Source organism: Methylomonas sp. MS20 (genome assembly GCF_050275925.1).
GTDB lineage: Bacteria > Pseudomonadota > Gammaproteobacteria > Methylococcales > Methylomonadaceae > Methylomonas > Methylomonas koyamae_A.
Window position 1 is genome coordinate 4,816,083 of record NZ_CP189962.1, and the last position, 26,848, is coordinate 4,842,930.

The window sequence follows — 26,848 nt, forward strand, 5'->3', positions numbered from 1 at the left end:
CGAACTTAGTGCGCGGCGTTATAGACTTTCAACATTTCCTTATAGATTTCCAGCGTGGCTTTCAAGCTCGCAGGACCTTCCGCGTCGCCGTTTTCCAATTGCTCGCGAGCGGTTTTCAGACGATCACCGGCTTTTTGGCGCAAGCGTTCGGTCTGCTCGTAGCGGAATTCCTTTTGCAATTGACGCACATCGCTCAGCGCTTTCAGGACTTCGGCTTTATCGGCGCCCTTTTCCACCAAACTAACGGCTTCTTCGACTTTCGCTACCGTGCCTTCAGCGGCGGCACGAACTTTGGCATCGCCCGCGCTGTTTGCAAATGCCGGAACGGAAATTGTCGCAGCCATCAAGCACAAAGCCGCCAAAGTTTTTTTAATCGGATTAATCATTAGGTTTCCTGTCTTAATTGTTTAAATTTCCCTAATAAATCTATGTTATTACCACCCATTTATTAGTGCATATTCAAATGCACCGGCATGCTATCACAGATCAAAGCAACACCGTTAAAACAGAAAAATGACAAGCAATAACCTTATTAATACAGGGTTTAATAATCAGAAAATCCCCCTCGAATAGCCATTCAAATTGCAAGAAATTTCACTTAGAAATTAAATCGGAATGACCAATAGAAAGCGACTCGATATTAATAGACGAGGTCATCGATATTTGGAGCGGACACCCAAGACATACCTACCTTGGGCGATACCAAGAACAACCTGCAAAATACATCACGGGAATGCAACTGCCCAGCGAAAATCGACGCTGATCTTTTAATGTTCACGATTGCAACGATAGTTCCGACGGTCCGCTCGCGCCGACACTTCAAGAGCGACGCGAGCTCCCCCACCATCCACCAGTCAAACTCACGCTAAAACGGCAAGCGACAAATCGGCTCCGACGAATATTGAGAAATAAGCCGCCAGTTTTCCTGATTGTTAGCTCTTATTCGGCCGCCACGTATTGTCCGGGCAATGCTGGGCTTTCGTATTGAATGCCTTCCGGAAAATACGCTAACGAATTGTTGGCAATTTCACGAGCCGCCAGAAACTGTGCATAATAGTTTCTGGACGCGAAACCGAACGCAGGACCGTCATAGCTTTCCACTATCCGAACGAAATCACGACCCGCCTGATTTTGAGCGCGTTTCATACCGCCGATACCGTGATTGTACGAGGTAACCGCAGCCGGCCAATCGCCGAGCTTAGCGTAGGCGTAACTCAGGTAACGCGCCGCACCGGCCGCAGAGGCAAAAGGATCCAGACGTTGGTCGAAACGGTCGCCACCTGGCATAAAGGTTTTTGCGGCAGCCTTGGTAAACTGCCACATGCCGACCGCTCCGGCGGAGGACTTCGCCGCCGGCTGAAACGACGATTCAACATGCGGTAAATAAGCCAGATCCTCGGGCAAACCAGCATCGCGAAACACTTTGCGGAATTGCAAATCGTAGCGACCGCTGATTTCCATCCCTCTTTTGAAGCGCTCCCGAGTTCCGCGCTGCGAGCGCAAACGCTCGGATGAGCCGGCCAATATCGTAGTCAGCGGCTTCCCGGTACTTTCCAAGCGAGCGATCAAATCCCTGTCGTGATTACTTAATGCCGCGTTATAGCGCAGTTTGGTTTCCAGACCTGACAGCTGAGATTTCCAATATTCGCGGCGTTGGCTGATCAAGTCTTTTTGCTCGCTGGTTAAACCTTCACCGACATAGCCGGGCAAAGTCATCACTTCATAGACAATGTCCAGATACCTATCATCATGAAACGCCACCTGCGATCGCGACCATACCGCATAGGTATTTCGCCAAAAGCCGACTGCCGGCTCCAACTCCGCAGGCTTTGGGAAAATCCCAACATAAAATTCTGGTTGAAGCGACGGGCGTTGCGGCAAGTGCCGCTGCGACTGCGGTTGTTGCTGTACACTGTAAGGCTTAAAGCCGGCCAATTTTTCTTTTTTGACCGAAGGACTGCTGCACGCACTTAACAGTGCGAACATCATCAACATTGAGACTAGATGTGACTGAAATCGGCTCATGGAAATTTCGAAATTGACAATTGCGCAACCGAGGCACTCCAGCCAAAAATGGCCGCACCCTGGGATTCTTGGAATTTCAAGGAATAATAGCGCTTATTTCGAAAGTTCGTGAAGATTGGATTAAAAAGTGGTCAATTTTTTTATGCAAAATTCGATAAACGTTTTCGCGTCAGCTATACCGATATTAAAAACCGGTCGATATTCAAGCGCGCCACGGATAGGCATGCGTATCGCACGCCGCGAGCGTAACAAATATCGCGCATGACCAAGACTCGACCCTTTTTCAAATTGCGGAAAATTTGTGCAATACTTTGAGAACTTCTGGATAATTCACAATACCGAAGAAAAGACTACGAGAAAATGTTGAATTAGCAACAGATATTATTCGTTATCCGCAGTATCCTCAAACGCTTGTCGGCAAGGAGGATCTATGAAAAAAACCGCAATGCACCCTATGTTGTGCTCCCGCTGTGGAGACGAGATCAGTATTTCGGATCTACCGTTTTTGGAAAATAGCCGCTTATGCGCACTATGTAACAGCATACATTTTGAGTTTACTGATTTTGGCGCTAAAACCGATCAAAAACTTAAACAATTTTTGAAACCAGTCCCGCCATTCCACTCTCAAAGCAAAGAAGCGACCGGTTGACCAGTGTCGGGGTGCTCGGTTATCACTGCTTCAAATTTTTGTAACCCTCTTCGCTTTCGCGCATGATTTTCTGGCCCTCTTCCATCATGCGACGCGCCTCTTCCAGCTTGCCCTGAGCATCGCGTTGAATGATCTCGGCACGCTCGACCATTTGCTTACCCTCCTGCCAACGGCTACCCAACTGTGCAATTCCTTGACTATCACGTAGCATTTGATCGCCCGATAGAATTTTTTCCCGGGCTGGCTTCGCAGGTTCGCCAGCGCACCCGCTCAACGTAGCGGCCGTCAGGAAAATAGCAGGAGTTACGAATAACGGTGCGAATTTGCGCATCTGAATTTCCTCTTTTTTACCTAAGAACAACTTAATAAAAATTATCGCCACCAGAAAACGACCGCTGCAAAGGCGACTACACCTCTAGTGGGCTCGACTTACCCCAACTAAGCCAAAATCGGATACCAGCCAGCGCCAACAACAACCAAACGCTAACCAAAGGCCCGATGACTCCGTCATAATAGGTATTCACTAAATACAGTAGCTTCGACTGCAAATTAACGTTAAAAAAATCCCTAAAGACTTTTATCTGCCAAACCCAAGCCGCATGGCAACCAACACAAAGCCCCAGCGATTCCGTCCAACGCAACCTGATGGTCGCCATAAAACAACCGACAACCAATAGAGCGATGAGCGCGGTCAAGATGTCGGGGTTCAACCAACTGCCGAACGCTTCTCCAAGCAGTTTCATACCTGAAAAAGGTGTTAGTTCGGCATACGGAATCAGAGATGTACTTTTTAAGAAATGCAGGGCGGCGTAATACAGCGAACTCAGTACGACCGCAATCGAGAGTGGCAAGACGCGCCGCAACGCCGTCAGTAACAACCCGCGGAATAATAACTCCTCACCGACACCAATCAATAACGAGAAAAACAACCCCAAACCGAGTTTTTCAGCAACTTTGTTGACACTCCAAACCCGACTGTCGTCCCAGACATGCACCCCTAGTCCGTAAAGTACGATTAACACGGGCAATAGGCTCGCCAAACCCAGTAAGAACCCCCAACCCATCTGCCGAAAAAACACTTCGCGCGATGCGAAGCCAAAATTCGACCAATCCAGCCGCAAATAGTGCTTCAACGGCCATACACTTAGCAACAGCAGCACCAATGTAATCTTACTAACTAACTTCGCGAGCGGCAGGACATCACCCACCAGCAGCAGAACGCCGTAACCGATAAACCCGGCGACAACGGCCAATAATAGTAACAAAGCTAGCGGCGCCAGCAACGCAATCGCGGTCCGCATTAACGAAAATCCCCCCACAAGGCCTGCACTGCGGCCAATGCCGCTAGGACCGCGGTTTCGGTACGCAAGATCCGCCCTCCCAACTTGACAGGGATAAAGCCAGCCGATTTGGCAGATTCCCGCTCCGCCTCGGAAAACCCACCCTCCGGACCGGATAGCAAGGTCACGGTTTCACCCTCCGGCCTCAAATCGGCCAAACTGAAATCAGCATACGGATCGAGAAATAGGCGCAACCCGGTTTGTTCCGACGCCCACTTAGGCAAGTCGGCTAAGTCCGCCAATTCCGGCAGAATGGTTCGGCCCGACTGTTCGGCCGCATGTTGAATGATGCCCCGCCAGTGAGCTTGACGCTGTTGCTTTTTATCCTCGTCAAATTTAATTACGCAACGCTCGGTGACCAACGGGGTCAGCCTTGCAACACCCAGCTCTACCGCCTTCTGCATCGCCCAATCCATGCGATCGCCCCTCGACACCCCAATGCCAAGTATTACCTTTAGCGGCGTTTCGACATTACGCTCGATACGGCTTTCTACTCTTGCACTAACCGTTTTACGACTAACTTCGTCCAAACGACAAAAATATTCATCGCCCAAGCCGTTGAATAATATAACTTCGTGATCCTGCTTTAGTCTCAGCACGCTACGCAAATAGTGAGCGCGCGTCTCGTCAAGTTGGACGCTGCCCCCAACCTGTAGCGGCTGGGGAATATAGAGACGAGAAACCCTCATTAGTCCTGCACCGCCAGCTGCACACCCTGCCAGGCCACCTCAACCATCAACTCAATCTCCGCTTCGTTGATCACGTATGGCGGCATGAAATAAATAACGTTTCCAAGCGGTCTCAGCAACACCCCTTGGGCCAGCGCATGCCGGTAAACCCGTAACCCTCGCCTTTGTTGCCAAGGGTACGGCTCTCGCGTCCGCTTATCCTTCACTAATTCTATCGCCGCGATCAGACCTGTTTGACGTACTTCTCCGACCTGGGGATGCTCGCGAAAGCGTTCCAGCGCCCCCGCCAATACCGCCGCCAAGTGCCTATTGCGCGCCAAAACGTCTTGTTGTTGAAAAATACCGATGGTCGCGAGGGCGGCCCTACAACCCAAGGCATTACCGGTATAACTATGCGAATGTAGGAATGCGTTCAGATTTCGATACTCGTCGTAAAATGCCCGATACACATTATCGGTGGTCAATACGGCCGAGAGCGGCAGATAGCCGCCGGTCAATCCTTTAGAAAGACAAAGAAAATCCGGACTAATACCGGCCTGCTCGCAGGCGAAGAGAGTACCGGTACGTCCGAAACCGACCGCAATTTCGTCGGCGATCAAATGCACCTCGTAACGATCACAAGCGTCGCGCAGCAATTTCAAATACACCGGATCGTACATACGCATATTGCCGGCACATTGCACCAAAGGTTCGACGATCACCGCGCTCACGGATTCGGCGTGTTCAGCCAAGGCTTCTTCCATCGCCTTGAAGCGGCGACTTGAGTAATCCCGCCAACTTTCGCCAGGCTCGCGAAAATAGCAATCGGGCCCCGGCACGCTGATTACATCCATCAATAGCGGCGCATAGGTTGACTTGTACAAGGCAACATTGCCTACCGCTAAAGCACCAAGCGTTTCGCCGTGGTAACTGTTCTCCAACGTGATGAAGCGGTTTTTTTCAGTCTTACCCAGATTACGCCAGTAGTGAAAACTCATTTTAAGCGCAATTTCTACAGCTGCCGAACCACTGTCGGCGTAGAAACACTTATTCAAGCCAGCCGGCGTAATTTCCACTAATTTTTCGGCAAGCTCGATCGCGGCTTGATGGCTAAATCCACCAAGTATCACGTGTTCAAGAGTATCGAGCTGGTCTTTAATGGCTTGGTTTATCGTTGGATTAGCGTGACCGAACAGATTGACCCACCAGGAACTGATCGCGTCCAAATAGCGGTTGCCGTTGAAATCCTCCAGCCAGACGCCGCTACCAGACTTGATCGGGATCATCGGCAATGCCTCATCCCCGCTTAATTCATAGTCTTTCATCTGGCTACACGGATGCCAAAGCACAGCCAGATCGCGTTCGATTAAAGCACGGTTGTTCAACAATATCTCGCAATGGAAGAGTGGTGACTTGACGACAATATTGTGCCATTTTTCTCAGTCCGGAGATCATCTTCGCCACCCGGAAGGAACGCTGGTCGCACCAGCAACTCGGCAAATTGGAAACACTTCAATTCAAAATGGCCAGTTGCACTAAAATTCCATCAGACTCCAGCTGCAAGACGAACATTCGAGCCCATCTTAACAAAACATGATAGATCGCCTGAAAGTGGGAATTTTACACAAGTATCGGTCAGCCGCGCATTCTGCTACGACCGACGACGCGTTTGTTTTCGCCTTTTGCTGCGGACGCTCAAATGCTTAGAACTTTGGCGGGAATAATACTGATCCTGCCGAGCCTCGCCGTAGCGGCTCCCGATCCTGGATCGGTGGATCTAACCGATCTGTCAGTAGAACAATTGCTGAATGTTCACGTTATCAAGGCATCCAGACTTGGCTCATCCGTCGCCCATGCCCCAACGTCCATTTCGATACTCACCGGAGAAGATATCCGGACGTTCGGGTGGAGAACCTTAGCCGACGCCTTAAATAGCTTACGCGGCATCTTTCTCAGCAACGACCGCAATTACACCTATCTAGGAGTTCGCGGATTTGCCCGAAGCGGAGATTATAATTCCAGGGTCTTGTTGATGATCGACGGCCAACGCATGAACGAAAATGTCTACGATGGCGGTTACATCGCCCAGGAATTCATGCTCGACATGGAGCTGATCGACCGCATCGAATACGTGCCCGGCTCAGGTTCGTCTATCTATGGCGCAAACGCCTTTCTAGGCATGATCAATGTCATTACCAAGACAGGCAAAGGGATAGACGGTGCGCTAGCATCCGGCCAAATAGAAAGTTTCGACACTTACAAGGGCAGAATTAGCTACGGCAAAACCTTGGAGAACGGTGCGGATTTGGTATTTTCCGCTTCGCATTATGATCGCGCCGGGGTCGATAATCTGTATTTTCCGGGATACGATACGCCAGAAACGAATAACGGCATCGCCCAAAACCTCGACACCGAAAAAGCCGACCGGCTATTCGGCAAAATCGCCTACCAAAATTGGACCTTGAGCGGCGGCTATGTGAGCCGCGGCAAGCAAGTGCCGACCGCCTCTTACGACGCCATTTTCAACGATCCCCAGTACTTCACTAACGACAAGCAATTCTTCACGAATCTTAAATATCTAAAAACGCTCGATACCAATAGTTCTGTTTCCGCGAAAGGTTTTTTCCAGGGCTACGACTACTACGCGGATCAACCTACCGGAACGGAAAACGCCCGCGTCATCAATTACGACGAAGCCAGCGGTCGTTGGTTTGGCGGCGAAATACAGTTGACAACGACTGCATTTGATATCCACAAACTGATTGCCGGTCTGGAATATCAGTACGACCAACGCCAACGACTAATCAACTACGACAAAGATCCTTATTTCAGCTATGTAGCCGGCCATCGTAACGGTCATCGGCTGGAGCTGTTCGTTCAAGATGACATAAAGCTGGATACGAATTGGATATTCAGCGCCGGCCTACGCTTGGACTATCATCACATGTTGAAAAACTTGCAGCTCAATCCTCGGCTCGGTCTGATTTGGACCGCAAGCGACAACCTCTCGGCCAAACTCTTGTATAGCTCGACATTTCGAGCTCCCAACGCCTGGGAGCGCGACTACAATGCCTTTGGCATCATCCCGAATCCCAAGATGCACGAAGAACAAATCAAGAGTTACGAAGCAACTGTTGAATGGCATTCCAATGACAATCTTCGCCTGTTGGGCTCGCTTTTTTTCAACGACATCTCCAACCTGCTACAGGCTGCTCCAACTGGCGATATTGACGGAAATTACGCCGTTATGAATGTGGGCAAGTATCATGCCTATGGCGCCGAATTCGAATCCGAAAAGCGTTGGCGGAACGGCCGTTTGTTTAAAGCCTCCTACACCTATAGCTGGTTAGAGGACCACAACGCCGACGAAACCTGGAGCAACGATTCGCCGCAAAATCTGCTCAAACTGCATTTCGCCGAGCCTCTCTTCGATGATCGATTGCGCCTGGGGATTGAAAGCATATTCGTCGATCAACGTAAAACTTACTGGGGAACCAGCGCCCGTGCTTATGAATTGATCAATCTAAATCTGAGCTCGGATAAGTTGGTCCCAAAAACGGATATTTCTTTCGGCGTATACAATGTATTCGACTCCCATTACGAAATGCTCGGCCCCGATCAACGGGCGAACGTGTTGAAAATGAATGGCCGAGAGTTTCGCCTAAAAGCCGAAATTCGGTTTTGAGCTACGCCGCCGGGAATCTACCGAATAATCAGACCACAAAAAAGGGGGCCTACGCCCCCTTTTTTATTACTATCCCGCTATTAATAACGGTAATGGTCCTGCTTGTAGGGTCCATCCACCTTGACGTTAATATAAGCTGCCTGCTCTGCGGTCAACTTGGTCAATTTCACGCCGATTTGCGCCAAATGCAGGCTGGCGACCTTCTCGTCCAACTTTTTAGGCAGCACATAGACTTTGTTTTCATAGGCCGAGGCGTTGTTCCAGAGCTCGATTTGCGCCAAAACCTGGTTGCAGAACGAATTGGACATCACGAAACTCGGGTGGCCGGTTGCGCAACCCAAATTTACCAATCGGCCTTCCGCTAACACAATGATGCGCTTACCGTCCGGGAAGATGACGTGATCGACTTGCGGCTTGATGTTTTCCCAGGGATATTGGCGCAACGAGGCAATATCGATCTCGGAATCGAAGTGGCCGATATTGCAGACGATGGCTTGGTCGCGCATCGCCTTCATGTGTTCATGGGTAATCACGTGAACGTTGCCGGTCGCGGTGACGAAGATATTGGCCAGGGCGGCAGCCTCATCCATCGTCACCACCCGGTAGCCTTCCATCGCGGCTTGCAACGCGCAAATCGGGTCGATTTCGGTAATCAAGACAGTGGCACCCAAGCCGCGCAAGGATTGCGCGCAACCCTTACCGACATCGCCATAACCGCAAACCACCGCGATTTTACCCGCCACCATGACGTCGGTCGCGCGCTTGATGCCGTCAACCAGCGATTCGCGGCAGCCGTACAGATTGTCGAATTTGGATTTGGTCACCGAATCGTTGACGTTGAACGCCGGCACCTTTAATGAACCCTTGGCGACCCGTTCGGTCAGCCGCAATACCCCGGTCGTGGTTTCTTCCGACAAACCTTTAACATCGGCCATCAGCTCGGGAAACTTGTCGTGCATCATATTGGTGAGGTCGCCGCCGTCGTCCAATATCATGTTCGGCCGCCAGCCGTTGGGTCCCAGAATCGTTTGTTCGATGCACCATTCGGCTTCGGCTTCGGTTTCGCCTTTCCAAGCAAACACCGGAATGCCGGCCGCCGCGATCGCCGCCGCCGCGTGGTCCTGGGTCGAAAAGATGTTGCACGACGACCAGCGAATTTCGGCACCCAGCGCGGTCAAGGTTTCGATCAGCACCGCCGTTTGGATGGTCATGTGCAAACAACCGGCGATACGCGCACCTTTCAACGGTTGCGACGCGCCATATTCGGCGCGCAGGGCCATCAAACCCGGCATTTCGGTTTCGGCGATTTGAATTTCCTTCCGGCCCCAGTCCGCCAGAGCCATATCGGCGACTTTGTAATCGTTTTGCGTCATTTCAATCTCCTTGATTAAACGCCGGCCGCATCTTTCAATGCTTCGGCCTTGTCGGTTTTTTCCCAACTGAAGCTGGCTTCGTTGCGGCCGAAATGACCGTAAGACGCCGTGGGACGATAAATCGGTTTCAACAACCCCAATTGGGCGATCAAACCTTTCGGACGCAAGTCGAAGTGTTCGCGAACGATTTGGACCAAACGCGATTCTTCAATTTTACCGGTACCGAAGGTTTCGACCGTAATCGAAGTTGGCTCGGCAACGCCGATCGCATAGGAAACCTGAATCTCGCAACGCTCGGCAAGACCGGCCGCGACGATGTTTTTTGCGACGTAACGCGCCATATAGGCCGCGGATCGGTCGACTTTCGACGGGTCCTTTCCGGAAAACGCGCCGCCACCGTGACGAGCCATACCGCCATAGGTATCGACGATAATTTTCCGACCGGTCAAACCGCAGTCGCCGACCGGGCCGCCGATGATGAATTGACCTGTCGGGTTAATGAAGTATTTGGTGTCTTTATGCAGCCATTCTTTCGGCAAGGTTGGCAGGATGATTTCATCCATCACCGCTTCTTCCAACAATTTCCCACCGACCTCCGGCGAATGCTGAGTCGACAGCACTACGGCATCAATCGCCACCGGCTTATTGTTTTCGTAGCGGAATGTGACCTGGCTTTTCGCGTCCGGACGCAGCCAAGGCAAGGTCTTGTTTTTGCGAACTTGCGCTTGGCGTTCCACCAACCGGTGCGCATAAGTAATTGGCGCGGGCATCAGCACATCGGTTTCGTTACTGGCATAACCAAACATTAAACCTTGGTCGCCGGCACCCTGTTCATGATTTTCGGATTCGTCGACGCCCAAGGCAATATCGGCGGACTGCTTGCCAATGGCATTCAATACCGCGCAGCTGTTACCGTCGAAACCGATATCGCCGTGGTCGTAACCGATTTCGCAAACCACCTTTCTGACCAACTCTTCGGTGTCGACCCAAGCGCTGGTAGTCACCTCGCCGGCCAACACAACCATTCCGGTCTTAACGAGTGTTTCGCAGGCCACCCGTGCCCTAGGATCTTGGGCCAGAATCGCGTCGACAATGGCATCGGATATTTGGTCGGCGACTTTGTCGGGATGACCTTCCGATACCGATTCAGAGGTAAAGAGATAGCTTTTGTTCACGGTGATGGACCTCGCAATAAACGTGGCGGACATAGAAAAGGCCGCGAGAACGGCCTAGGATATCAATGGTGGGCCCTGTAGGACTTGAACCTACGACCTGCCGATTATGAGTCGGAAGCTCTGACCAACTGAGCTAAGGGCCCCGGTATTATTCATCAAGGAAACAGCGAAGTTGTTCCGAACGGGATGGGTGACGCAGTTTTCTCAGCGCTTTAGCTTCGATCTGCCGGATTCGTTCGCGGGTAACGTCAAATTGCTTACCGACTTCTTCCAATGTATGGTCGGTATTCATATTAATACCGAAGCGCATACGCAACACTTTCGCTTCCCTTGCCGTCAATCCAGCCAATACGTTTTGAGTGGACTCGCGAAGGCCAGCGATTGTAGCAGATTCTATCGGAGATAACATCTTCGAATCCTCGATAAAATCCCCCAAATGCGAATCCTCGTCGTCGCCGATCGGCGTTTCCATCGAAATCGGCTCCTTGGCTATTTTCAGAACCTTGCGAATTTTATCTTCCGGCATCTCCATCCGCTCCGCCAACTCCTCCGGAGTAGCCTCCCTGCCAAGCTCTTGCAGGATTTGTCTCGAAACCCGATTCAGCTTATTGATGGTCTCGATCATATGCACCGGAATTCGAATCGTTCTGGCCTGATCGGCGATAGAACGAGTAATCGCTTGGCGTATCCACCAAGTCGCATACGTTGAAAACTTATACCCGCGGCGATATTCGAATTTGTCGACGGCCTTCATCAAACCAATATTGCCTTCTTGAATCAAATCAAGAAATTGCAAGCCACGATTGGTATATTTTTTAGCTATCGAAATCACCAACCGCAAGTTCGCTTCGATCATTTCCTTTTTTGCGCGCCGAGCTTTAGCCTCGCCGAGCGAGATATTCCGACAAATATTTTTCAACACCGAGATGCTCAAGCCATACCGAGCCTCGATATCGGCCAGTTTTTGTTGCACGGCGACAACATACTCGCGATGCTCGTTTAAAACCCCAGCATAGGCAGGATGTTGCTGGACATAATGATCTAACCAAGCGATATTGGCTTCATTTTCAGCAAACGCATTGATAAAGTCTTTGCGTGGCACCTTCGCCTTTTTAACGAAGACTTCCAGCACCGCTTTCTCTTCCTCCCGAATTTGAGCGATCAGCTCTTCGGAAATAGAAACCATTCTTTTCAAATATTGCGGAGTCCATTTGAACTCGCTAAAAATCTCGTCCAATGCGTCGAACAGTTTCTCGGTTTTGTCATGCCCGTAACCATGCTTCTTAATCGAAGCGGTTACTGATTTAAGCGCTTTTATGAGCTGATCGACTTTTTCCTTGACTTCATCGTAATCGACGACCTTAGATTCCTCTTCCGCTTCCTCCGTCGGCGCGTCAATATCGACAGCCTCGACTTCGATCTCCGCCTCGATTTCCGACAAATCAACGAAACCGGTTACTAAATCACCCAATCGCACACCAGACTCTTCGTCCTTGACCGAATCGAACGTCTCGATAAACGATTCAACGATAAAGCCGGAGCGGGAGATAGCCCCTACAACTTGCCGCTGACCCTCTTCTATTCGCTTGGCGATTTTTAATTCTTCTTCGCGGGTTAAGAGCTCAACAGACCCCATTTCGCGCATGTACAGGCGTACCGGATCAGTGGTTCTACCAAATTCACTATCCACCGACGCCAATGCCGCAACCTCGGCCACTTCCTCGTCGTCGTCCGCGGTGACAACCGCGTCCGAGGCAATCAACGAATCATCATCGTCTGGCGCAACCTCATAAACTTGAATGCCCATGTCGTTGATCATGCCGATAATATCGTCGATCTGCTCGGGATCGATGATATCGCTCGGCAGGTGGTCATTGACCTCCGCATAGGTCAAATAACCTTGCGCCTTGCCTTTCGCTATCAGCTGTTTAAGTTGAGATTGCTGTTGTTCTTGATTCATTCTTCACTCACAATACGTTTTCAGCACCAAGCGCCGCAGAACCGGTAATTATATCTCGAAAGCCTGCCACGGTCACCCCCTATAAAACCACTCCCCGATCCGTTTTTAAGCGCTACAGCGCATCATACGATTAGGCTTCCAGAGAGAATCAACCTTCCCGCAACAAACCGCGCAGCTGCTCTCTCTCCGCGTCACTCAAGCCCTCTTTGGCCTCCTTTTCGATCAGCCGATTCAACAACAGAGTCCGTCCTTGTTTCACAAGCTGATGCAGCGCCCCCTCGAACTCGGCAACTTCACCGCCCTCCGGCAAACCCAAATCGACAACTCCGAGAGCACCGACGATTTTTTCCTGATCAGTATTCCGGTACCGTTCAATTAAAATGGCGCTGCTTCCGGGTTTTTCAAGCGCAATCGTCGTCAACAGATCACGCAGCAACTCGGCACCAGGAAAATCCAACCCATTCAACGATTCATCCGGAATCTCAGCAGCCTTGGCAACATTTGGATATTGCAACAATAAAGCAATCACCTTGCGCGCCAAGCTCATTTGCTTGCCACCACCCCGCCTTACGGGATTGGGCATCGTCGTTTTAAGTGTAGCCGCGTTTTCAACAAGCTCCACCGCGGACAACTGGTACAACCGAGCCAACATCATGTCTTTGAAAAATCCCGGCTGCACCTTGTCGATCAAAGGCTTCGCCTTGCTCGCCAACCCCGAACGACCTTCGACGGTCGCCAAATCGAGCCCATCGGTGACATTCTCGAACAAGTAGTCGGAAAGGACTCGCGCCGTTGCAATTCGTTCCATGAATTTGGATAAATTTTCAGCCCTGATCAACGAATCGGGATCATGTCCTTGAGGCAATAACATAATTTTAATCTGCCTTCCGTCCCGCAAGCACGGTAAGGCCGCCTCAACCCCCTTCCAAGCCGCCTGACGGCCAGCATTGTCGCCGTCGAAACAAAAGACCAATTCGGAGGTATATCGAAATAATAAATCGACATGCGCCTTGGATAGCGCCGTACCCAACGCGGCCACGGAATTCACCACACCGAATTGAGTGAGCGCGATCACATCCATGTAGCCCTCGACCACAAGAATCCGCTCGGGTTTGCCGTTCTCGCTTAACAGTTCGCAGAGCCCATACAACTCTCTGCCCTTTGAGAACACCGACGTTTCCGGCGAATTCAAATATTTAGGCAGACTGTCATCCAAAACTCGTCCGCCGAATCCGATCACGCGCTTACGCTTGTCGCGAATAGGAAACATCAACCGCCCCCGGAAACGATCATAAGCCTTGCCATCGTCCTTAACGACCAACATACCCGCTTCGATCAAGGCTTCGCGAGGGAGCCGCCCGAGCAACGCATCCCAGCGATCCGGCGCATAACCGAGCATGAATGTCCTGGCCACATCGTCACCAACCCCGCGAGCACGCAGGTACTCGACAGCCCGACCCGCCTCCGGACTATTGCACAACTGCTCGACGTAAAACCCGGCGACTTTTTCCAGCACCTCGTAAACGGAAGTAAGATTGCGAGACTGCGTCGCATCGGACGACTGAAACTCCCTCGGCACCTCGACACCGGCAAATGCCGCCAAATCCTCGACTGCCTCGACAAAACCGAGATGACTGAAATCCATCAAAAAACTAATGGCGTTGCCGCTGGCACCACAACCGAAGCAGTGATAAATCTGCCGATTGCGGTTAACTGAAAAACTGGGAGTCTTCTCGGTGTGAAACGGACAACGGGCTACAAAATTCGAGCCCGTTTTCTTGAGGGGAACATGGGAGTCTATCAGGTCGACAATATCGACCCTGACCAACAAATCGTCGATAAACTGGCGGGGTATCCTGCCGGACATATTACCGCCGCAAAGGATTACGCAGTCAGCCGAGCCTTGATTCTCGCACTGACTTGAGCCATGTCGGCACGTCCTTGCATTTTGGGCTTGAGCACATTCATAACAGCGCCCATGTCCTTTATCGTTGCCGCACCGGTTTCGGCTATCGCACCGGCGACCAACGCATCGATTTCGTCATCGCTTAAAGGCTGCGGCAAGAAATCCTGGATAACCAGCACTTCGGCCTCCTCTATTTCCGCCAAGTCGGTGCGCCCGGCATCGCGAAATTGCCGAATCGACTCGCGCCTCTGCTTGAGCATTTTATCGAGCACGATCAACACCCGATCATCGCCCAGCTCAACCCGCTCGTCGACTTCGACTTGCTTGATGGCGGCCATAATCAGACGAATCACGCCCAACCTGGCTTTATCGCCGCCTTTCATCGCGGCTTTCATCTCTTCCTTGATACGCTCCTTTAAAGCATCCATGGCCAGACTTAAATTTGCGGACGACCGCGACGCAGATTTTTCAGCGCATAACGCTCGCGAGCCAGCTTTTTCAAATGACGTTTTACAGCGGCGGCGCCTTTGCGTTTACGCTCGGTGGTCGGTTTTTCGTAGAACTCGCGACGACGAACCTCGGCCAATACACCGGCTTTTTCACAAGCGCGCTTGAAGCGACGAATCGCGATATCGAAGTGTTCGTTCTCTTTAACTTTTACTGAAGGCATTAGCAATAATCCGAATTGTGTTAGTATCTGGTTGAAGCCTAGGGCATGCTACCCATGTGAAACGTTCGATTATACCGACAATTTCCATTTCTTCAAAAACTAATGTATGTCTTAGGGATAGAAACCTCGTGCGACGAAACAGCTGTCGCCGTTTATCACTCGAATCGAGGCTTGATTGCCCACACTTTGCACAGCCAGATTCCCACGCACCGCGAATACGGCGGCGTGGTTCCGGAACTGGCATCCAGAGATCACATCCGCAAGCTGGTGCCGCTGATCAAGTGCGTATTGGCAGAAGCCAATTTATCAGCTGACTCGATTAACGGGATTGCCTATACAGCCGGCCCCGGCCTGATGGGCGCTTTGCTGGTGGGTGCCGCCGCAGCCCGCGGCCTGGCCTGGAGCTGGCAAATCCCTGCAATCGCCGTTCATCACATGGAAGGCCACCTGCTGGCGCCAATGCTGGAGGCGGAACCGCCGGAGTTTCCGTTCGTCGCTCTGTTGATTTCCGGCGGCCACACGCTGTTAATCGAGGTGGAAGGGATAGGCCGCTACCGGCTGCTGGGCGAGTCACTGGACGATGCCGCCGGCGAAGCCTTCGACAAAACCGCTAAAATGCTGGGCCTAGCTTATCCGGGCGGACCCAAGTTGGCCGAACTGGCGACTTTTGGCCGGGAGCGCTTCAAGTTTCCAAGACCGATGACGGATCGCCCCGGACTGGACTTCAGTTTTAGCGGCCTAAAAACTTTCACGATGAACGCGTTGGCCGCTACCGAGCAAACCCAGCAAGATAAAGCCGACATCGCCTACGCCTTTCAACAAGCGGTCGCCGACACCTTGCAGATCAAATGCCGGCGCGCATTGCAGCAAACCGGGCTAAAAACCCTGGTCGTCGCCGGCGGCGTCAGCGCGAACCAAGCGATTCGAGCTCAATTGCAAACGCTAACCGACCGAACCGGCTGCCGCATTTATTTTCCAAGGCCGGAGTTTTGCACCGACAACGGCGCCATGATCGCTTACGCGGGTTGCCAGCGCCTATTGGCTGGCCAGCACCAAAACCTGGAGATTTTCGCCAGGCCGCGCTGGCCGATGGAAGAATTGCTAACGATCTAAGCGTTTGCGATCAGAATTCCCGACCCGCCAGCAAACGCTGAATATTGCTGCGATGCCGCCACAGCAACACAGAGGAAATCAGCGCGAAAGTGGCAATCAAGTATACGTCGCCAACGATCAACCAGACGTAGAATGGTGTCAATATGGCGGCGACCAGCGCCGACAACGACGAAATCTTACCGATTTTATAAACCAACAACCAAGTACCTGAAACCGCCAACCCCAATAACCACGCAACACCCAAGGTCACGCCCAGCGACGTGGCCACCCCTTTTCCACCCTTGAATCCGAAAAAGACCGGATACAAGTGACCGAGAAACGCCGCGAACACCACAGCCGACAGCACCATCGTGTCTACGCCGAGCGCCTTGGCGATCAGCACCGGAATCAAGCCTTTCAAGGCGTCGCCGGCCAACGTAATCGCCGCGGCCTTCTTACCGCCTATCCGCATCACATTGGTCGCACCGGGATTGCCTGATCCGTTCTCCCTCGGGTCCGCCAGCCCCATCAATTTGCAAACTATAATCGCGCTGGATACCGACCCGGTCAGATAAGCAAAAGGCACCAGCAACCATTCCATCATTCAAACAACCTCGTTTCGATACTTGTGTAGGCCGGCCGGATACTCGATACTGGCCGCTTTGAAGAAAATATCATAACCGGAAAGCAACGATGGACATCATCTTTTTAGGCGGTCTTGAGATCGATACATTGATCGGCATTTACGAATGGGAGCGAAAAATCAAGCAAAAAGTGGTGCTCGATATCGAGATGGGCTTCGACATCCGCCCCGCCGCCGCCAGCGACGATATCGCCCATGCCCTGGACTATAAAACCGTTTCCGACCGGGTTGTCGCCTTCGTCGAAGACAGCGAGTTCTTTCTGGTGGAAACTCTGATCGAAGAAATCGCCAAACTACTGCGCAGCGAATTCCCCATTCCCTGGGTACGCATTACTCTTAACAAAAAAGGCGCGATCAGCCGAGCCCGCGACGTCGGCATCGTAATAGAACGAGGCCAGAGATAGACCATGCCGACCGGATACATTAGCATCGGCAGCAACATCGACAAGGAAGTCCACATCCCGTCCAGCTTAAGGGCGCTGCAAGCCCAGTTTGGCGATCTGACGGTCTCGAGCATTTACGAATCGGAACCGGTCGGCTTCAGCGGCGATAGCTTTTACAATCTGGTCGCCAGCTTCGACTCCGACCTTCCGGCTAAAGCGGTGGCAAAACTGCTCCGCCAAATCGAACTGGATCACGGCCGCAGCCGCGACAGCCAAAAGTTCTCGGCCCGAACCTTGGATCTGGATTTGATTTTGTACGGCAGCGACATAATTAGCGACGGCCGCCTGCGAATTCCCCGAGACGAAATCGAACGCTACGCCTTCGTGCTGGAGCCACTGGCCGAAATCGCGCCTAACGAAACCCACCCGGTCTGCGGCCGCCGTTTCGGCGAACTGTGGGAGGCTTTCGACAAGACGCTAGCCAGCCAAACCAAACTAGGCCCGGCGGAATACTGAACTCAACGATTCAAACCGCGACCGCCGTCCACCGTCAGAACCTGACCGGTCACGTAGTCCGCGGTCAGCAAATACCGGACCGCCCCGGCAATATCGTCCGGGTCGCCACGCCGACCTAACGCCACCCGCTGAAGAATTTCGGCTTGGGCCGCTTCGGATCCGGTTTGTTCCGGCCACAAAATCGCCCCTGGCGCGACCGCGTTCACCCTGACCTCCGGCGCCAACTCCTTGGCCAGACAGCGCGTCATCGCTACCAGACCTGCTTTGGCGATACTGTAAACCGAATAGCCCGGCAAACCCGTTTCGGCATGTATATCGGCAATATTGACGATGCTGCCGCGCCGGCGCCTCAAACCCGCCGCCAGCGACTGGCACAAAAAATACGGCGCTTTCAGGTTAGCCGCCATCAAATCGTCCCAATCGCTTTCCGCGACCCTTCCGAACGGCGTCGGTAAAAACGCCGAAGCATTGTTCACCAACGCATCGACACCACCCAAATCAGCGACAAACTCGATCAGGTTGCCGCGCTGATCCGCCTCCGCCAAATCGGCCTTTACGGTGAAGGCCGAATCGGGTCGAACGTCGTTTAACGCCCCGGCGAGCTCCAACGCGGCGGCTTCCGACCGGTAATAATGCAGCACGACATTCCAACCGGCTTCGTGCAAGGAACTGGCGCAAGCAGCACCGATGCGGCGGGCCGCACCGGTGATTAAAACAGTTTTCGACACCGAAACAGTTATTTATCGACCGCGGACAAACTGGCGATCAGCTTGCCTCGAATCAAATAGCAGACCGCCAACGAGCACAACACCGGCAATTGGGTGAGCAGGAATTCGACCACCGAATGCTTAGGCACCATGCCGGCCAAAGGCACGACAATCAGCATTTTGGATAGCCACCACGTCAGCCAATAACCAATCAAGCCGATAATCGGCCAGTTCAACAAAGGACCGCCGTGATTTTTCGCGGTCATGTAAAACCAAATCAACGTCAAAATGCCGCACAACTTCGCCAAAAACAACATACCCCCTCCCCTTACTATTGTTATAAATTCGCAAATCAACCGACTCGCGCCCAATGTAATCAAAAGCACCCGGGACTTCAATGCCAAGCCCATCGGCGCCATAGGCCCGAATTTCAATCTTCCGGGCTTCGGACTTATAATCTGGACACTTTGACAATAAGAACATGAGGAAACACCCATGCGCATCCCCAAGTTACTCACCATTCTTGCGCTGACCGGCATCACTCAGCAGGCTTGGTCGCAATCCACTGAAAGCCACGGCGGGCACGGCGGCGGCTCGGCCGGCGGCGGTGGCGGAGACAACTGCATCAAGGCAAAAATCACTCGTTACCACCCCGAACATTTGGCAACGGTCGCGCCTGGCGCGGAATTTTCGTTCGCGGTATCGGGAAGCAACGGCCCTGGCCACATCCATGTCAGCATCCGGCAACAACCGGTCGACGTCGAAATCGAGGACAAAGACACCTTTTATTGGGTCAAAGGTCATCTTCCCGTAGATCTGAAAAATGCGGCGGTCCGGATTTCGGTCACCGCCAAGGCTAAGGCCGGCAAATGCGATGCGGAAGGCGGCTGGCTGCTAAAAGTGAGCGAATAACACCGCGTTCAGCGATTGTCGATGGCAGCCACCCTAATCGCCATCGACCACCCCGGCCGTCAATCCCATTCGAATAAGATCCACTGGTTGACATTGGTGTTCTTATCCAAATCGTTTTTCTTCACGTCCATTTCCCCGTCGCCGTTGGTGTCCAGCATGTAGTAGGGCGGCCCAACATCGGGTTGCACCTTAACCATGACCAATTTGCCGTTACGGCGATACTCGTGAATGATGTCCCGGCCCTTGCGGGTGATCGTAATATCCGGCGCCATTTCTTCACCCGACTGAATCGGCATCGGCAAATCGGGTGGCTCCGGCACAGGCGCCAATTCATCCGGCGCTGGTTCGGCCAGAACGAGTCCGGACGCGAACAAAATAAGGATCAAGCGAAATAGCTGGCGCATTGGAGCCTCTGAAATTTTCGGTGAGTTATCATGATAAACCATTTCGCCGTGCCTTATCGCGGAGCACTTTGATCAAAAAAATCATCAACGGACCGGCGTAGCCCGACGCGCCAATCACCTCGGCGCGCCTAAACGGACGCAAAGCAATATAATCTGCGAAACCACCCAAGCCGGGGTGCCTAACCAAACCACCGCTTCGTATGCGCACCAAACGATTCAGCCCTTTGACACCGGCTTTCGCGCTAACGCCAGCCTAAATTCGGCTAACCAGATTCGACACCGAATTTGCGATGGCCGTTAAAAAAATTTGGCATCGCCTTGCAAAAAAAAAAAGCGAATCTATACTGCCTGCACAGTTGTTTCGCTAGGAATGTTAGACAGTGCACTCCCGGAACCACGGCCCAGCCAAGCCGTTAACGGTAGTAGCGATTTAATGCACGCCATGCGACAGCCTAATTATTAAGAAAATACAAGGGGCTAACGAATGTCTTCAAATTACGATAACGACCAGAGCACCAGTGCATTGACCGAATTGCAAGATTCCGGTCTTGTCGACGGAGCGTTTTTATCCGCGCTGGACAGAGAGCGTGGCGACACCTTGAGTGTCATTGTCGATCCGGAAACCAGTCTCGTAGACCAAATTCCATCCGGCTCGGACGTGGTCTGGATTCAAGGCGGCGGCGACTTCAGCTTGGACGGCTTAAGCCGCTCGGTGATTCGAGACATGAACGCGCTGATTTTCTCGACCCAAACCAACGTCACCCTTGACCTGTCCAGCCTGTTCAGAGGCTCGGTGATATTCGGCGCGGGCGACGACTTCCTGACGTATTCCGGCCGCATTGCTCAAAACGTTCAAGGCGGCGACGGTAACGACTCCGTCATTGGCGGCACCGGCAGCGACACCGTTAAAGGCGGCGCCGGCGAGGACAGCGTCGTCAGCGGCAACGGCAAGGACATCGTCGACGCCGGCGACGGCGACGATACCGTCGATAGCGGCACCGGTAACGACAGCATCCTCTGCGGCGCCGGAAACGACAGTATCACCGCCGGCACCGGCAACGATACCATCGTCACGGGCCTTGGCGACGACACGATCGTCTCCGGCACCGGTAAAGACAGCATAATCGGCAGCTCAGGCAACAATTATCTGGATGGCGGCAGCGGCAACGACAAAATTACCGGCGGCGGCGGCAACGACGTATTGATCGGCGGCGACGGCAACGACAGCATCATCAGCGGCACCGGCAACGATACGATCTTTGGCGGCGCCGGCACAGACACGATCACGGTCGGAGACGGCAGCGATATCGTCGACGCAGGTACCGGCAACGATAAAATCGTCGTCCAATCCAGCGAAATCAACGACGACTCGACCACGATTACCATCGACGGCGGCGCCGGTAGAGACGTACTCGATTTGTTCGGCGTACACATCACCAGCGGCTCGGTCGACACCGCGGCCAATACCGCTACCGTGGTTCTGGCCGATGGCACGACCTTGGACATCAGCAATGTCGAGCGCTTTATTGGTAATTTCGATAGCGATGCGCACGCCGAAAATATCAGTCTGACCGGCCTGGGAAATTTCTTGGATAGCCTGTAATGACGCTTCCGACTAATTAAAACCCCATTGAAAGGTGCCGAACATTCGGCACCTTTTTTTTGCCTGACGAATTTTTTGCCTACATTGGCGCAGGTCGGATTGCGTCGGCCTTGCCCCCAAAAAAGTCCCGGCCTGTTTTGACGAGATCAACCCCACTGCCCCTGCTTTCCGCCGAAGCGATAGGCCTCGATGACCGCGACCGAACCGTCGGCGGCGAACCGTCGCATACCCTCGATTTTGTCGATACCGCCGCCCGATTGTTGCGCAGCGGCCACCCCTACCACGCATGGCGACTGATCGACAGAGTAACGCGCGTCTACCAACTTAAGTCGGTCGATTTGACGCTTTTGCAAGCCAAGGCGCTCGAGCACTGCCGACAACCCAATGCCGCGGTGGAATTATTGTTCAACGCGAGAAGGCGGTTTCCGGACAATGACACGTTGATCGCGTATTTGCTGGAACTGCTGGAAGCGCATCCCCTGCCGCCCAACCCCGCTTCGCGGCAGCTGGCCTGGGCGGCCTTGGCCAGACACGATCAACCGGTGGATGTATTACGGGCGGCGCGGATTCTGACCCGATTCAAGGATGCACCGGTCGGCGCTTGCCGCTTCGACGGCGAAACCCTCAGCGGTTGGCTGTTGAACGCCGAGCGGCAACCGCCGCTCAGCGTGGTTCTCGACGGCATCGATTACACGCTGAAACCGTTTCTGGCGACCCCGCTGTTAAACCGGAACGGCTTGGGCGGCGAACGCGACGGATTTTCCTTTAAACTCCCCAATCGCCCCCGACACATCCGGGTCCATTTGGCGAATAAAGATCTGGCCGGGTCGCCGCTGGTTTTCAGCGGCGCGTCCGATGTCGCGTCCAGCGGCGATGCCGCTTTGACAATAGCGGAGCAAGACGGCGCCGTTGACGTGATCGTGCCGGTCTATAAAGGTTACGCGGAAACCAAGGCTTGTCTGAAGTCGGTTTTAACCGCCGCCAATCGCACCGCCTACCGCTTGATTGTCGTCGACGACGCAAGCCCCGATCCTTTGTTGGCAACTTATTTGCGCAAACTGGCGGACCAAGGCCGTATCACACTAGTAAAACAAGCCGTCAACGCCGGCTTCGTCCAATCCGTCGATCGCGGCCTACGGCTCGGCCCGCATCGCGATGCGATACTGCTCAACGCCGACACCGTGGTACACGGCGATTGGCTGGACCGCTTGCGCGACGCCGCATATCTGGCCAACGATATCGGCACCGTCACGCCATTCAGCAACAACGGCGAACTGGTCAGCTACCCGACGCCGATGCGCGCTTGGGCCTTGCCCAAGCCGGCGGTGTTGCAACGTTTGGATCGTCTCTTCGCCGAACTGCCCGCCGACAGCATTGTGGATATTCCGGTTGGCGTCGGTTTTTGTTTATACATCAAACGCCAATGTCTAACCGAAGCCGGCGGATTCGATAGCCGCATGATCGAACGCGGTTACGGGGAAGACACCGAGTTTTGCCTACGCGCCGAACGGCGGGGTTGGCGTAACGTTTGCACGCCGCGAGTGTTCGTCGGTCACGCCGGTAGCGTGTCTTTCGGGACTGAAAAAGCCGATCTGGCGGCCAAGAATGTCGCCAAGATCTACGCTAGATACCCGGACCATTCGGATCAATACGACCGCTTCCTATCGGAAGATCCGTTGCGGCCGATACGGCTAGCCTTGCAGCGGCAATTTTTACCAATGCGGTCCGGCAAACGCGCGGAGTTGGCCCTACTGCCCACCGCCCAGCCCGACGATTTGCGAGGAGAATGGTTGGCGCAAGGCCTAAGCCAAACCGCCACGTTTACCCTGCAGGCGTCGCGCGCGGCGGACGGCGCACTGTCCCTCTCCTTGCAAAGCACTCGAACCGAAACGCCGCTGTCGTTGCACTACCGCTGGCCGGATGACGAGCAGCCACTGTGGCAAGACCTGTCCCGGCTGAACCTCGCCCGCATCGATATTTACGATTTGGCCGATTGGCCTTTTCAACTATGGCCGGGGCTGATCGAACTCGCTATTCCCTACCGGATCTTTTTAAGCGATTATGCCGCGTATTGCCCCCGGATCACGCTGACGCGAACGGACGCGGCGTTTTGCGGCGATCCTCCGAATATCACAGCTTGCGTCGAATGTATCGAACGCTATGGCAGCCGACTGCCCGACCTGAATAGTCCAGCGGATTTGCGCCAGGGTTCGCGGCAATTGCTGGCAAACGCCAGCGGCGTTTATTTGGCGTCGCGGGACGGGTTAAACCGTTTTCGGCGGCGTTTTCCGGAAGTTCGGTTTCGCTACCGAGCCCCAAACTGGGCAAGCGATCGCGACACCGCCGAAAACACCCCTCCGTTACCTCGGGACCGACACCTGCGCATCGCCGTCATACAGGCCGCGCCCGGTGGCGACGATTTCGAAGCGCTTTTGAAGATGTCCCGATGGCTGGCGGCTCGGCGGCTGAATGCGGAATTGATCGTATTCGGCGAAAGCGTGGATGACGGCGCGCTACTGGCAACCGGCCGGGCGTGGGCGGTCGGCGCGCTCGCCTACCGGGAAATTCCGAGGATGCTCGCGCTGCATCGGTGCTCGTTAATACTCGACGCCAGCCGCTGGCCGCAAATCGAACCCATAGCGTGGCGGCTGGCAAAAACCTGCGGTCTGCCAATCGCCGCGCCCGCCATCGGGACTTATGCCGATTTACTGGACCCAACGGCTGGCGACATACCATTGGCTCCCGACGCGACGGCCGAAAATTGGCTGAACGCCATACTCTCCGCCCATCCCGTTATTTCGCAATGAACGACCCGACATGAGTTTCCAAGGCGAATTAACCGATTTCAGCGACGGCTATTTGTCGGGCTGGGTCTGCGACGCCACGCGGTTACAGGAACGCGTCGTCGTCGAAATCCATGGCGACGACTATCCGTTGGCGCTAATCCACGCTCATTTTTGGATACCGCAATCGCAGACCATCGGGGATGGTTGCTACGGCTTTCGCGTCGCATTACCGGTCTCGAAATTGCGCGGCATTAGTCGCTTGCGCGCCAGAGTCGCCAATAGCGAATTCTGGCTGAACGGCACGATTTATCTGAACCGAACCCAAACTCGACCGACCTCGACACTGCTCGGCAGCGTCGCTAATACACGAGGATTGAAACTCACCGGCTGGGCCTGGAATTCCGCCAGACCGGATCAAGCGGTACGCCTGAGTGTTTTCGTGGACGATAAATTGATCGGGGAGGTCCACGCCGATCAGCGGCGGACGGATTTGATCGAGATGGGTTTAGGCAACGGCCGGCACGGTTTTAGTTACACCTTGCCGTTTGCCTATGCCGACGGCGACAGCCACGAAGTCCGGGTATTGAACGAACAAGGCCAAAACCTGCCTGGCAGCCCATTCACGGTGGCCACGGCCCCGCTATTGCTGGAGCAACTCGTCGAGGCGGACCGCGTGTTGTTGCCTGATCAACGGCGCCTGCTCGCGAAACAGTTCTTAAAATACCGAGATTATTTGCCGATGTCGGTGGATTTTTCGGCGTATCCGGATTGGGCCGCATGCTATCCGCCTGAAGCGATCCGGACTCCGCTCGACAGCCAACAAGACTTATTGATCGTGGTGTTTGGCGACGGTGATTTGCAAAAAACCTTGGATAGCTTGTCTGCGCAAAGCTGGCAGGGTTTCGAGGTATTGGCACAGGGCCAAGGCAACTTCGCCGATTCCCGCCTGACCGTGGTCGATAGCCGAGCGTGGCCCGAAGCCATCAGACATAAATTAAGCCAACACGACGGCTTGTTGAGCTTTATCGAGGCGGGCGACACTTTGCCGGAATCGGCGCTAGCCCGAATCGGCAGCGTGTTCGCCGATCCGGCGGTTCGGATAGCCTACAGCGATTGCCTGCTGCATCGTCAGCCGCCGACCATCGAACCCTGGTTCAAGCCGGACTGGGACCTGAATTTGTTCCTGAGCCAAGACCTGCTCCAGCATCTATTCGCGGTGCGAAGCGGGCTACTGCCGCAGGACTCGGTGTGGCTGGAACACCCTGAGTGCTGGCCGTGGCTGGCGGTCCGCGCGCTTCCCGACCGGGAGCGAACCGCGTCGGCGATCAAACACCTGCCGGAAGTGTTATACCACCGTCATCAAGCCAGTCGCTCCCCAGCATTGGACGAGGCGATTGCCGAGTGCCTGCCCGCAATCGCGCCAGGCAGCCGCATCGAAACCCGACTCGCCGAGAACGCGTTCAGAGTCATTCGCTGGCGGCAACCGGAAATGTGGCCCAAGGTCAGCTTGATCATTCCGACACGCGATCATCACGCCTTGCTAAAGAAATGTATCGACAGCTTGAAAAAAACCGATTATCCCGATCTGGAAATCATCGTCGTCGACAACGACTCGCAAGACAAAGCAACCCTCAAGTATTTATCCCAACTTAAAAAAGCCGGCATTCGCATCATTCCCTACCCGCATCGCTTCAATTACTCAGCGATTAATAACCATGCGGTTACCCTAGCAACAGGCGAAATAATCGGCTTAATCAACGACGATATCGAGGCGATCCATGCTGACTGGTTAAAAAACATGGTTACCCAGTTGCTAAGGCCGGACATCGGCGCGGTCGGCGCAAAGTTGTTATGGCCCAACGGCATGGTCCAACATGGCGGCGTTTTGCTGGGATTACACGGTTTAGCCGGCCATATCGGCAACTTGTGGGACGAATCCGATTTGGGATATTTCGGCTATAATCAGTTAATCCGCGAAGTTAGCGCGGTTACCGCCGCCTGTTTAATCTGCCGAAAATCGGATTATTTGGCATTGGGCGGCCTGGATGCCCAGGCGTTTCCGGTAGCGTTCAATGACGTGGATTTTTGTTTGCGGCTTGGAGACTCGGGCAAAAAAATCGTCTGGACGCCTGAAGCCAAATTATGGCATGCGGAATCGGCCAGTCGAGGACGGGACGATACGCCGGAAAAACGCGCCCGACTGGAGAAGGAAAAATCGGCATTGCGCGGACGCTGGGCGAACCGACTGTTTTTCGACCCCTACTATAATAACAATCTTAACTTGGACCGCTATTCGCACGATGGCTTGGCATTTCCGCCTCGAACTCGCCGGCATCGCTAGCCCCAACTGT

Annotated in this window: 25 protein-coding genes and 1 tRNA gene; 9 read left to right on the plus strand and 17 right to left on the minus strand. The window is 53.6% G+C overall.

All coding sequences use genetic code 11. From position 1 onward, the window contains the following. Window positions 1-5: 5 nt before the first annotated feature. Together ACQE3D_RS21390 and ACQE3D_RS21395 are read right to left on the minus strand one after the other, a co-directional pair. Window positions 6-386, minus strand: a complete 381-nt coding sequence (locus ACQE3D_RS21390; protein ID WP_064031702.1) for a hypothetical protein — start codon at window positions 384-386, stop codon at window positions 6-8. A 553-nt stretch (window positions 387-939) separates the two neighbouring features. Continuing rightward, window positions 940-1,761, minus strand: coding sequence for a lytic transglycosylase domain-containing protein (locus tag ACQE3D_RS21395; RefSeq protein ID WP_313730538.1), 822 nt, complete (start codon window positions 1,759-1,761; stop codon window positions 940-942). Window positions 1,762-2,455: 694 nt separating this feature from the next. On the opposite strand from ACQE3D_RS21395, the gene ACQE3D_RS21400 reads away from it, so the two are divergent. Further along, on the plus strand, window positions 2,456-2,674 hold the full coding sequence (locus ACQE3D_RS21400; protein ID WP_139306125.1) for a hypothetical protein: 219 nt from the start codon (window positions 2,456-2,458) through the stop codon (window positions 2,672-2,674). A 22-nt stretch (window positions 2,675-2,696) separates the two neighbouring features. Here the strand turns inward: ACQE3D_RS21400 and ACQE3D_RS21405 are convergent, their stop codons facing one another. The 4 genes from ACQE3D_RS21405 to ACQE3D_RS21420 all read right to left on the minus strand — a co-directional run bounded on the left by ACQE3D_RS21405 (window position 2,697) and on the right by ACQE3D_RS21420 (window position 6,007). Next, on the minus strand, window positions 2,697-3,005 hold the full coding sequence (locus ACQE3D_RS21405; RefSeq protein WP_313730537.1) for a hypothetical protein: 309 nt from the start codon (window positions 3,003-3,005) through the stop codon (window positions 2,697-2,699). Between the two features lie 76 nt (window positions 3,006-3,081). Beyond that, window positions 3,082-3,975 (minus strand): CPBP family intramembrane glutamic endopeptidase, encoded by an 894-nt coding sequence (locus ACQE3D_RS21410; RefSeq protein ID WP_313730536.1) that lies wholly within the window; start codon window positions 3,973-3,975, stop codon window positions 3,082-3,084. Next, a complete protein-coding gene (locus ACQE3D_RS21415; RefSeq protein WP_313730535.1) occupies window positions 3,975-4,703 on the minus strand; it encodes a 16S rRNA (uracil(1498)-N(3))-methyltransferase in 729 nt (242 codons plus the stop codon). Before ACQE3D_RS21415 ends, ACQE3D_RS21410 begins: the two co-directional genes overlap by 1 nt. Continuing rightward, a complete protein-coding gene (locus ACQE3D_RS21420) occupies window positions 4,703-6,007 on the minus strand; it encodes an adenosylmethionine--8-amino-7-oxononanoate transaminase (protein ID WP_409521126.1) in 1,305 nt (434 codons plus the stop codon). Before ACQE3D_RS21420 ends, ACQE3D_RS21415 begins: the two co-directional genes overlap by 1 nt. Before the next feature lie 374 nt (window positions 6,008-6,381). Here ACQE3D_RS21420 and ACQE3D_RS21425 point away from each other — a divergent pair, with 374 nt between their 5' ends. Further along, the gene (locus tag ACQE3D_RS21425; protein ID WP_313730533.1) at window positions 6,382-8,367 is read left to right on the plus strand and encodes a TonB-dependent receptor plug domain-containing protein; all 1,986 of its coding nucleotides are present in this window, start codon (window positions 6,382-6,384) and stop codon (window positions 8,365-8,367) included. 80 nt (window positions 8,368-8,447) lie between these two features. On the opposite strand, the gene ahcY is transcribed toward ACQE3D_RS21425, so the two are convergent. The 7 genes from ahcY to rpsU form a co-directional block, all read right to left on the minus strand. After that, on the minus strand, window positions 8,448-9,740 hold the full coding sequence (ahcY, locus tag ACQE3D_RS21430) for an adenosylhomocysteinase (protein ID WP_313730532.1): 1,293 nt from the start codon (window positions 9,738-9,740) through the stop codon (window positions 8,448-8,450). 14 nt (window positions 9,741-9,754) lie between these two features. Beyond that, window positions 9,755-10,915, minus strand: a complete 1,161-nt coding sequence (gene metK / locus ACQE3D_RS21435) for a methionine adenosyltransferase (RefSeq protein WP_313730531.1) — start codon at window positions 10,913-10,915, stop codon at window positions 9,755-9,757. A gap of 66 nt (window positions 10,916-10,981) precedes the next feature. After that, window positions 10,982-11,058 (minus strand) — tRNA-Ile (locus ACQE3D_RS21440). Window positions 11,059-11,063: 5 nt separating this feature from the next. Beyond that, window positions 11,064-12,875: an RNA polymerase sigma factor RpoD gene (gene rpoD / locus ACQE3D_RS21445; protein WP_313730530.1), complete on the minus strand. Its 1,812-nt coding sequence runs from the start codon at window positions 12,873-12,875 to the stop codon at window positions 11,064-11,066. A gap of 148 nt (window positions 12,876-13,023) precedes the next feature. Further along, window positions 13,024-14,742 (minus strand): DNA primase, encoded by a 1,719-nt coding sequence (gene dnaG, locus ACQE3D_RS21450; protein WP_313730529.1) that lies wholly within the window; start codon window positions 14,740-14,742, stop codon window positions 13,024-13,026. 17 nt (window positions 14,743-14,759) lie between these two features. Continuing rightward, window positions 14,760-15,209, minus strand: coding sequence for a GatB/YqeY domain-containing protein (locus ACQE3D_RS21455; RefSeq protein WP_313730527.1), 450 nt, complete (start codon window positions 15,207-15,209; stop codon window positions 14,760-14,762). Window positions 15,210-15,217: 8 nt separating this feature from the next. Next, on the minus strand, window positions 15,218-15,451 hold the full coding sequence (gene rpsU / locus ACQE3D_RS21460; protein WP_020483611.1) for a 30S ribosomal protein S21: 234 nt from the start codon (window positions 15,449-15,451) through the stop codon (window positions 15,218-15,220). Window positions 15,452-15,553: 102 nt separating this feature from the next. On the opposite strand from rpsU, the gene tsaD reads away from it, so the two are divergent. Further along, on the plus strand, window positions 15,554-16,564 hold the full coding sequence (gene tsaD, locus ACQE3D_RS21465) for a tRNA (adenosine(37)-N6)-threonylcarbamoyltransferase complex transferase subunit TsaD (protein ID WP_313730526.1): 1,011 nt from the start codon (window positions 15,554-15,556) through the stop codon (window positions 16,562-16,564). A gap of 10 nt (window positions 16,565-16,574) precedes the next feature. On the opposite strand, the gene plsY is transcribed toward tsaD, so the two are convergent. Continuing rightward, window positions 16,575-17,147, minus strand: a complete 573-nt coding sequence (gene plsY / locus ACQE3D_RS21470; RefSeq protein WP_313730524.1) for a glycerol-3-phosphate 1-O-acyltransferase PlsY — start codon at window positions 17,145-17,147, stop codon at window positions 16,575-16,577. A gap of 89 nt (window positions 17,148-17,236) precedes the next feature. On the opposite strand from plsY, the gene folB reads away from it, so the two are divergent. Next, entirely contained in the window at window positions 17,237-17,590 is a 354-nt protein-coding gene (folB, locus tag ACQE3D_RS21475; protein ID WP_064031714.1) for a dihydroneopterin aldolase, read from the plus strand. Between the two features lie 3 nt (window positions 17,591-17,593). Next, window positions 17,594-18,085 carry a 2-amino-4-hydroxy-6-hydroxymethyldihydropteridine diphosphokinase gene (folK, locus tag ACQE3D_RS21480; RefSeq protein ID WP_313730523.1) on the plus strand — a complete coding sequence of 164 codons (492 nt, stop codon included), beginning with the start codon at window positions 17,594-17,596 and terminating at the stop codon, window positions 18,083-18,085. 2 nt (window positions 18,086-18,087) lie between these two features. Here folK and ACQE3D_RS21485 read toward each other — a convergent pair whose 3' ends face one another. After that, window positions 18,088-18,813, minus strand: a complete 726-nt coding sequence (locus tag ACQE3D_RS21485) for a pteridine reductase (RefSeq protein ID WP_313730522.1) — start codon at window positions 18,811-18,813, stop codon at window positions 18,088-18,090. A gap of 8 nt (window positions 18,814-18,821) precedes the next feature. After that, window positions 18,822-19,109 (minus strand): hypothetical protein, encoded by a 288-nt coding sequence (locus tag ACQE3D_RS21490; protein ID WP_313730521.1) that lies wholly within the window; start codon window positions 19,107-19,109, stop codon window positions 18,822-18,824. A 178-nt stretch (window positions 19,110-19,287) separates the two neighbouring features. Here ACQE3D_RS21490 and ACQE3D_RS21495 point away from each other — a divergent pair, with 178 nt between their 5' ends. Beyond that, the gene (locus ACQE3D_RS21495) at window positions 19,288-19,704 is read left to right on the plus strand and encodes a hypothetical protein (protein ID WP_064031718.1); all 417 of its coding nucleotides are present in this window, start codon (window positions 19,288-19,290) and stop codon (window positions 19,702-19,704) included. A 59-nt stretch (window positions 19,705-19,763) separates the two neighbouring features. Here the strand turns inward: ACQE3D_RS21495 and ACQE3D_RS21500 are convergent, their stop codons facing one another. After that, window positions 19,764-20,108: a DUF2782 domain-containing protein gene (locus tag ACQE3D_RS21500; RefSeq protein WP_064031719.1), complete on the minus strand. Its 345-nt coding sequence runs from the start codon at window positions 20,106-20,108 to the stop codon at window positions 19,764-19,766. Between the two features lie 484 nt (window positions 20,109-20,592). Here ACQE3D_RS21500 and ACQE3D_RS21505 point away from each other — a divergent pair, with 484 nt between their 5' ends. From ACQE3D_RS21505 to ACQE3D_RS21515, 3 genes are all read left to right on the plus strand, one after another. Then, window positions 20,593-21,711, plus strand: coding sequence for a calcium-binding protein (locus ACQE3D_RS21505; protein ID WP_313730519.1), 1,119 nt, complete (start codon window positions 20,593-20,595; stop codon window positions 21,709-21,711). 137 nt (window positions 21,712-21,848) lie between these two features. After that, window positions 21,849-24,518 (plus strand): glycosyltransferase family 2 protein, encoded by a 2,670-nt coding sequence (locus ACQE3D_RS21510; protein WP_313730518.1) that lies wholly within the window; start codon window positions 21,849-21,851, stop codon window positions 24,516-24,518. A 10-nt stretch (window positions 24,519-24,528) separates the two neighbouring features. Continuing rightward, window positions 24,529-26,838, plus strand: a complete 2,310-nt coding sequence (locus ACQE3D_RS21515) for a glycosyltransferase family 2 protein (protein ID WP_313730517.1) — start codon at window positions 24,529-24,531, stop codon at window positions 26,836-26,838. The last annotated feature ends 10 nt before the right edge of the window (window positions 26,839-26,848 follow it).

Bases quoted from the DNA above. Each gene is read 5' to 3' on its own strand.
- ACQE3D_RS21390 (WP_064031702.1), bottom strand. From the start codon at position 386: ATGATTAATCCGATTAAAAAAACTTTGGCGGCTTTGTGCTTGATGGCT.
- ACQE3D_RS21400 (WP_139306125.1), top strand. From the start codon at position 2,456: ATGAAAAAAACCGCAATGCACCCTATGTTGTGCTCCCGCTGTGGAGAC.
- ACQE3D_RS21405 (WP_313730537.1), bottom strand. From the start codon at position 3,005: ATGCGCAAATTCGCACCGTTATTCGTAACTCCTGCTATTTTCCTGACG.
- ACQE3D_RS21410 (WP_313730536.1), bottom strand. From the start codon at position 3,975: ATGCGGACCGCGATTGCGTTGCTGGCGCCGCTAGCTTTGTTACTATTA.
- ACQE3D_RS21415 (WP_313730535.1), bottom strand. From the start codon at position 4,703: ATGAGGGTTTCTCGTCTCTATATTCCCCAGCCGCTACAGGTTGGGGGC.
- ACQE3D_RS21420 (WP_409521126.1), bottom strand. From the start codon at position 6,007: ATGAAAGACTATGAATTAAGCGGGGATGAGGCATTGCCGATGATCCCG.
- ACQE3D_RS21425 (WP_313730533.1), top strand. From the start codon at position 6,382: ATGCTTAGAACTTTGGCGGGAATAATACTGATCCTGCCGAGCCTCGCC.
- ahcY (WP_313730532.1), bottom strand. From the start codon at position 9,740: ATGACGCAAAACGATTACAAAGTCGCCGATATGGCTCTGGCGGACTGG.
- rpoD (WP_313730530.1), bottom strand. From the start codon at position 12,875: ATGAATCAAGAACAACAGCAATCTCAACTTAAACAGCTGATAGCGAAA.
- dnaG (WP_313730529.1), bottom strand. From the start codon at position 14,742: ATGTCCGGCAGGATACCCCGCCAGTTTATCGACGATTTGTTGGTCAGG.
- ACQE3D_RS21455 (WP_313730527.1), bottom strand. From the start codon at position 15,209: ATGGATGCTTTAAAGGAGCGTATCAAGGAAGAGATGAAAGCCGCGATG.
- rpsU (WP_020483611.1), bottom strand. From the start codon at position 15,451: ATGCCTTCAGTAAAAGTTAAAGAGAACGAACACTTCGATATCGCGATT.
- tsaD (WP_313730526.1), top strand. From the start codon at position 15,554: ATGTATGTCTTAGGGATAGAAACCTCGTGCGACGAAACAGCTGTCGCC.
- plsY (WP_313730524.1), bottom strand. From the start codon at position 17,147: ATGATGGAATGGTTGCTGGTGCCTTTTGCTTATCTGACCGGGTCGGTA.
- folB (WP_064031714.1), top strand. From the start codon at position 17,237: ATGGACATCATCTTTTTAGGCGGTCTTGAGATCGATACATTGATCGGC.
- folK (WP_313730523.1), top strand. From the start codon at position 17,594: ATGCCGACCGGATACATTAGCATCGGCAGCAACATCGACAAGGAAGTC.
- ACQE3D_RS21490 (WP_313730521.1), bottom strand. From the start codon at position 19,109: ATGTTGTTTTTGGCGAAGTTGTGCGGCATTTTGACGTTGATTTGGTTT.
- ACQE3D_RS21495 (WP_064031718.1), top strand. From the start codon at position 19,288: ATGCGCATCCCCAAGTTACTCACCATTCTTGCGCTGACCGGCATCACT.
- ACQE3D_RS21500 (WP_064031719.1), bottom strand. From the start codon at position 20,108: ATGCGCCAGCTATTTCGCTTGATCCTTATTTTGTTCGCGTCCGGACTC.
- ACQE3D_RS21505 (WP_313730519.1), top strand. From the start codon at position 20,593: ATGTCTTCAAATTACGATAACGACCAGAGCACCAGTGCATTGACCGAA.
- ACQE3D_RS21515 (WP_313730517.1), top strand. From the start codon at position 24,529: ATGAGTTTCCAAGGCGAATTAACCGATTTCAGCGACGGCTATTTGTCG.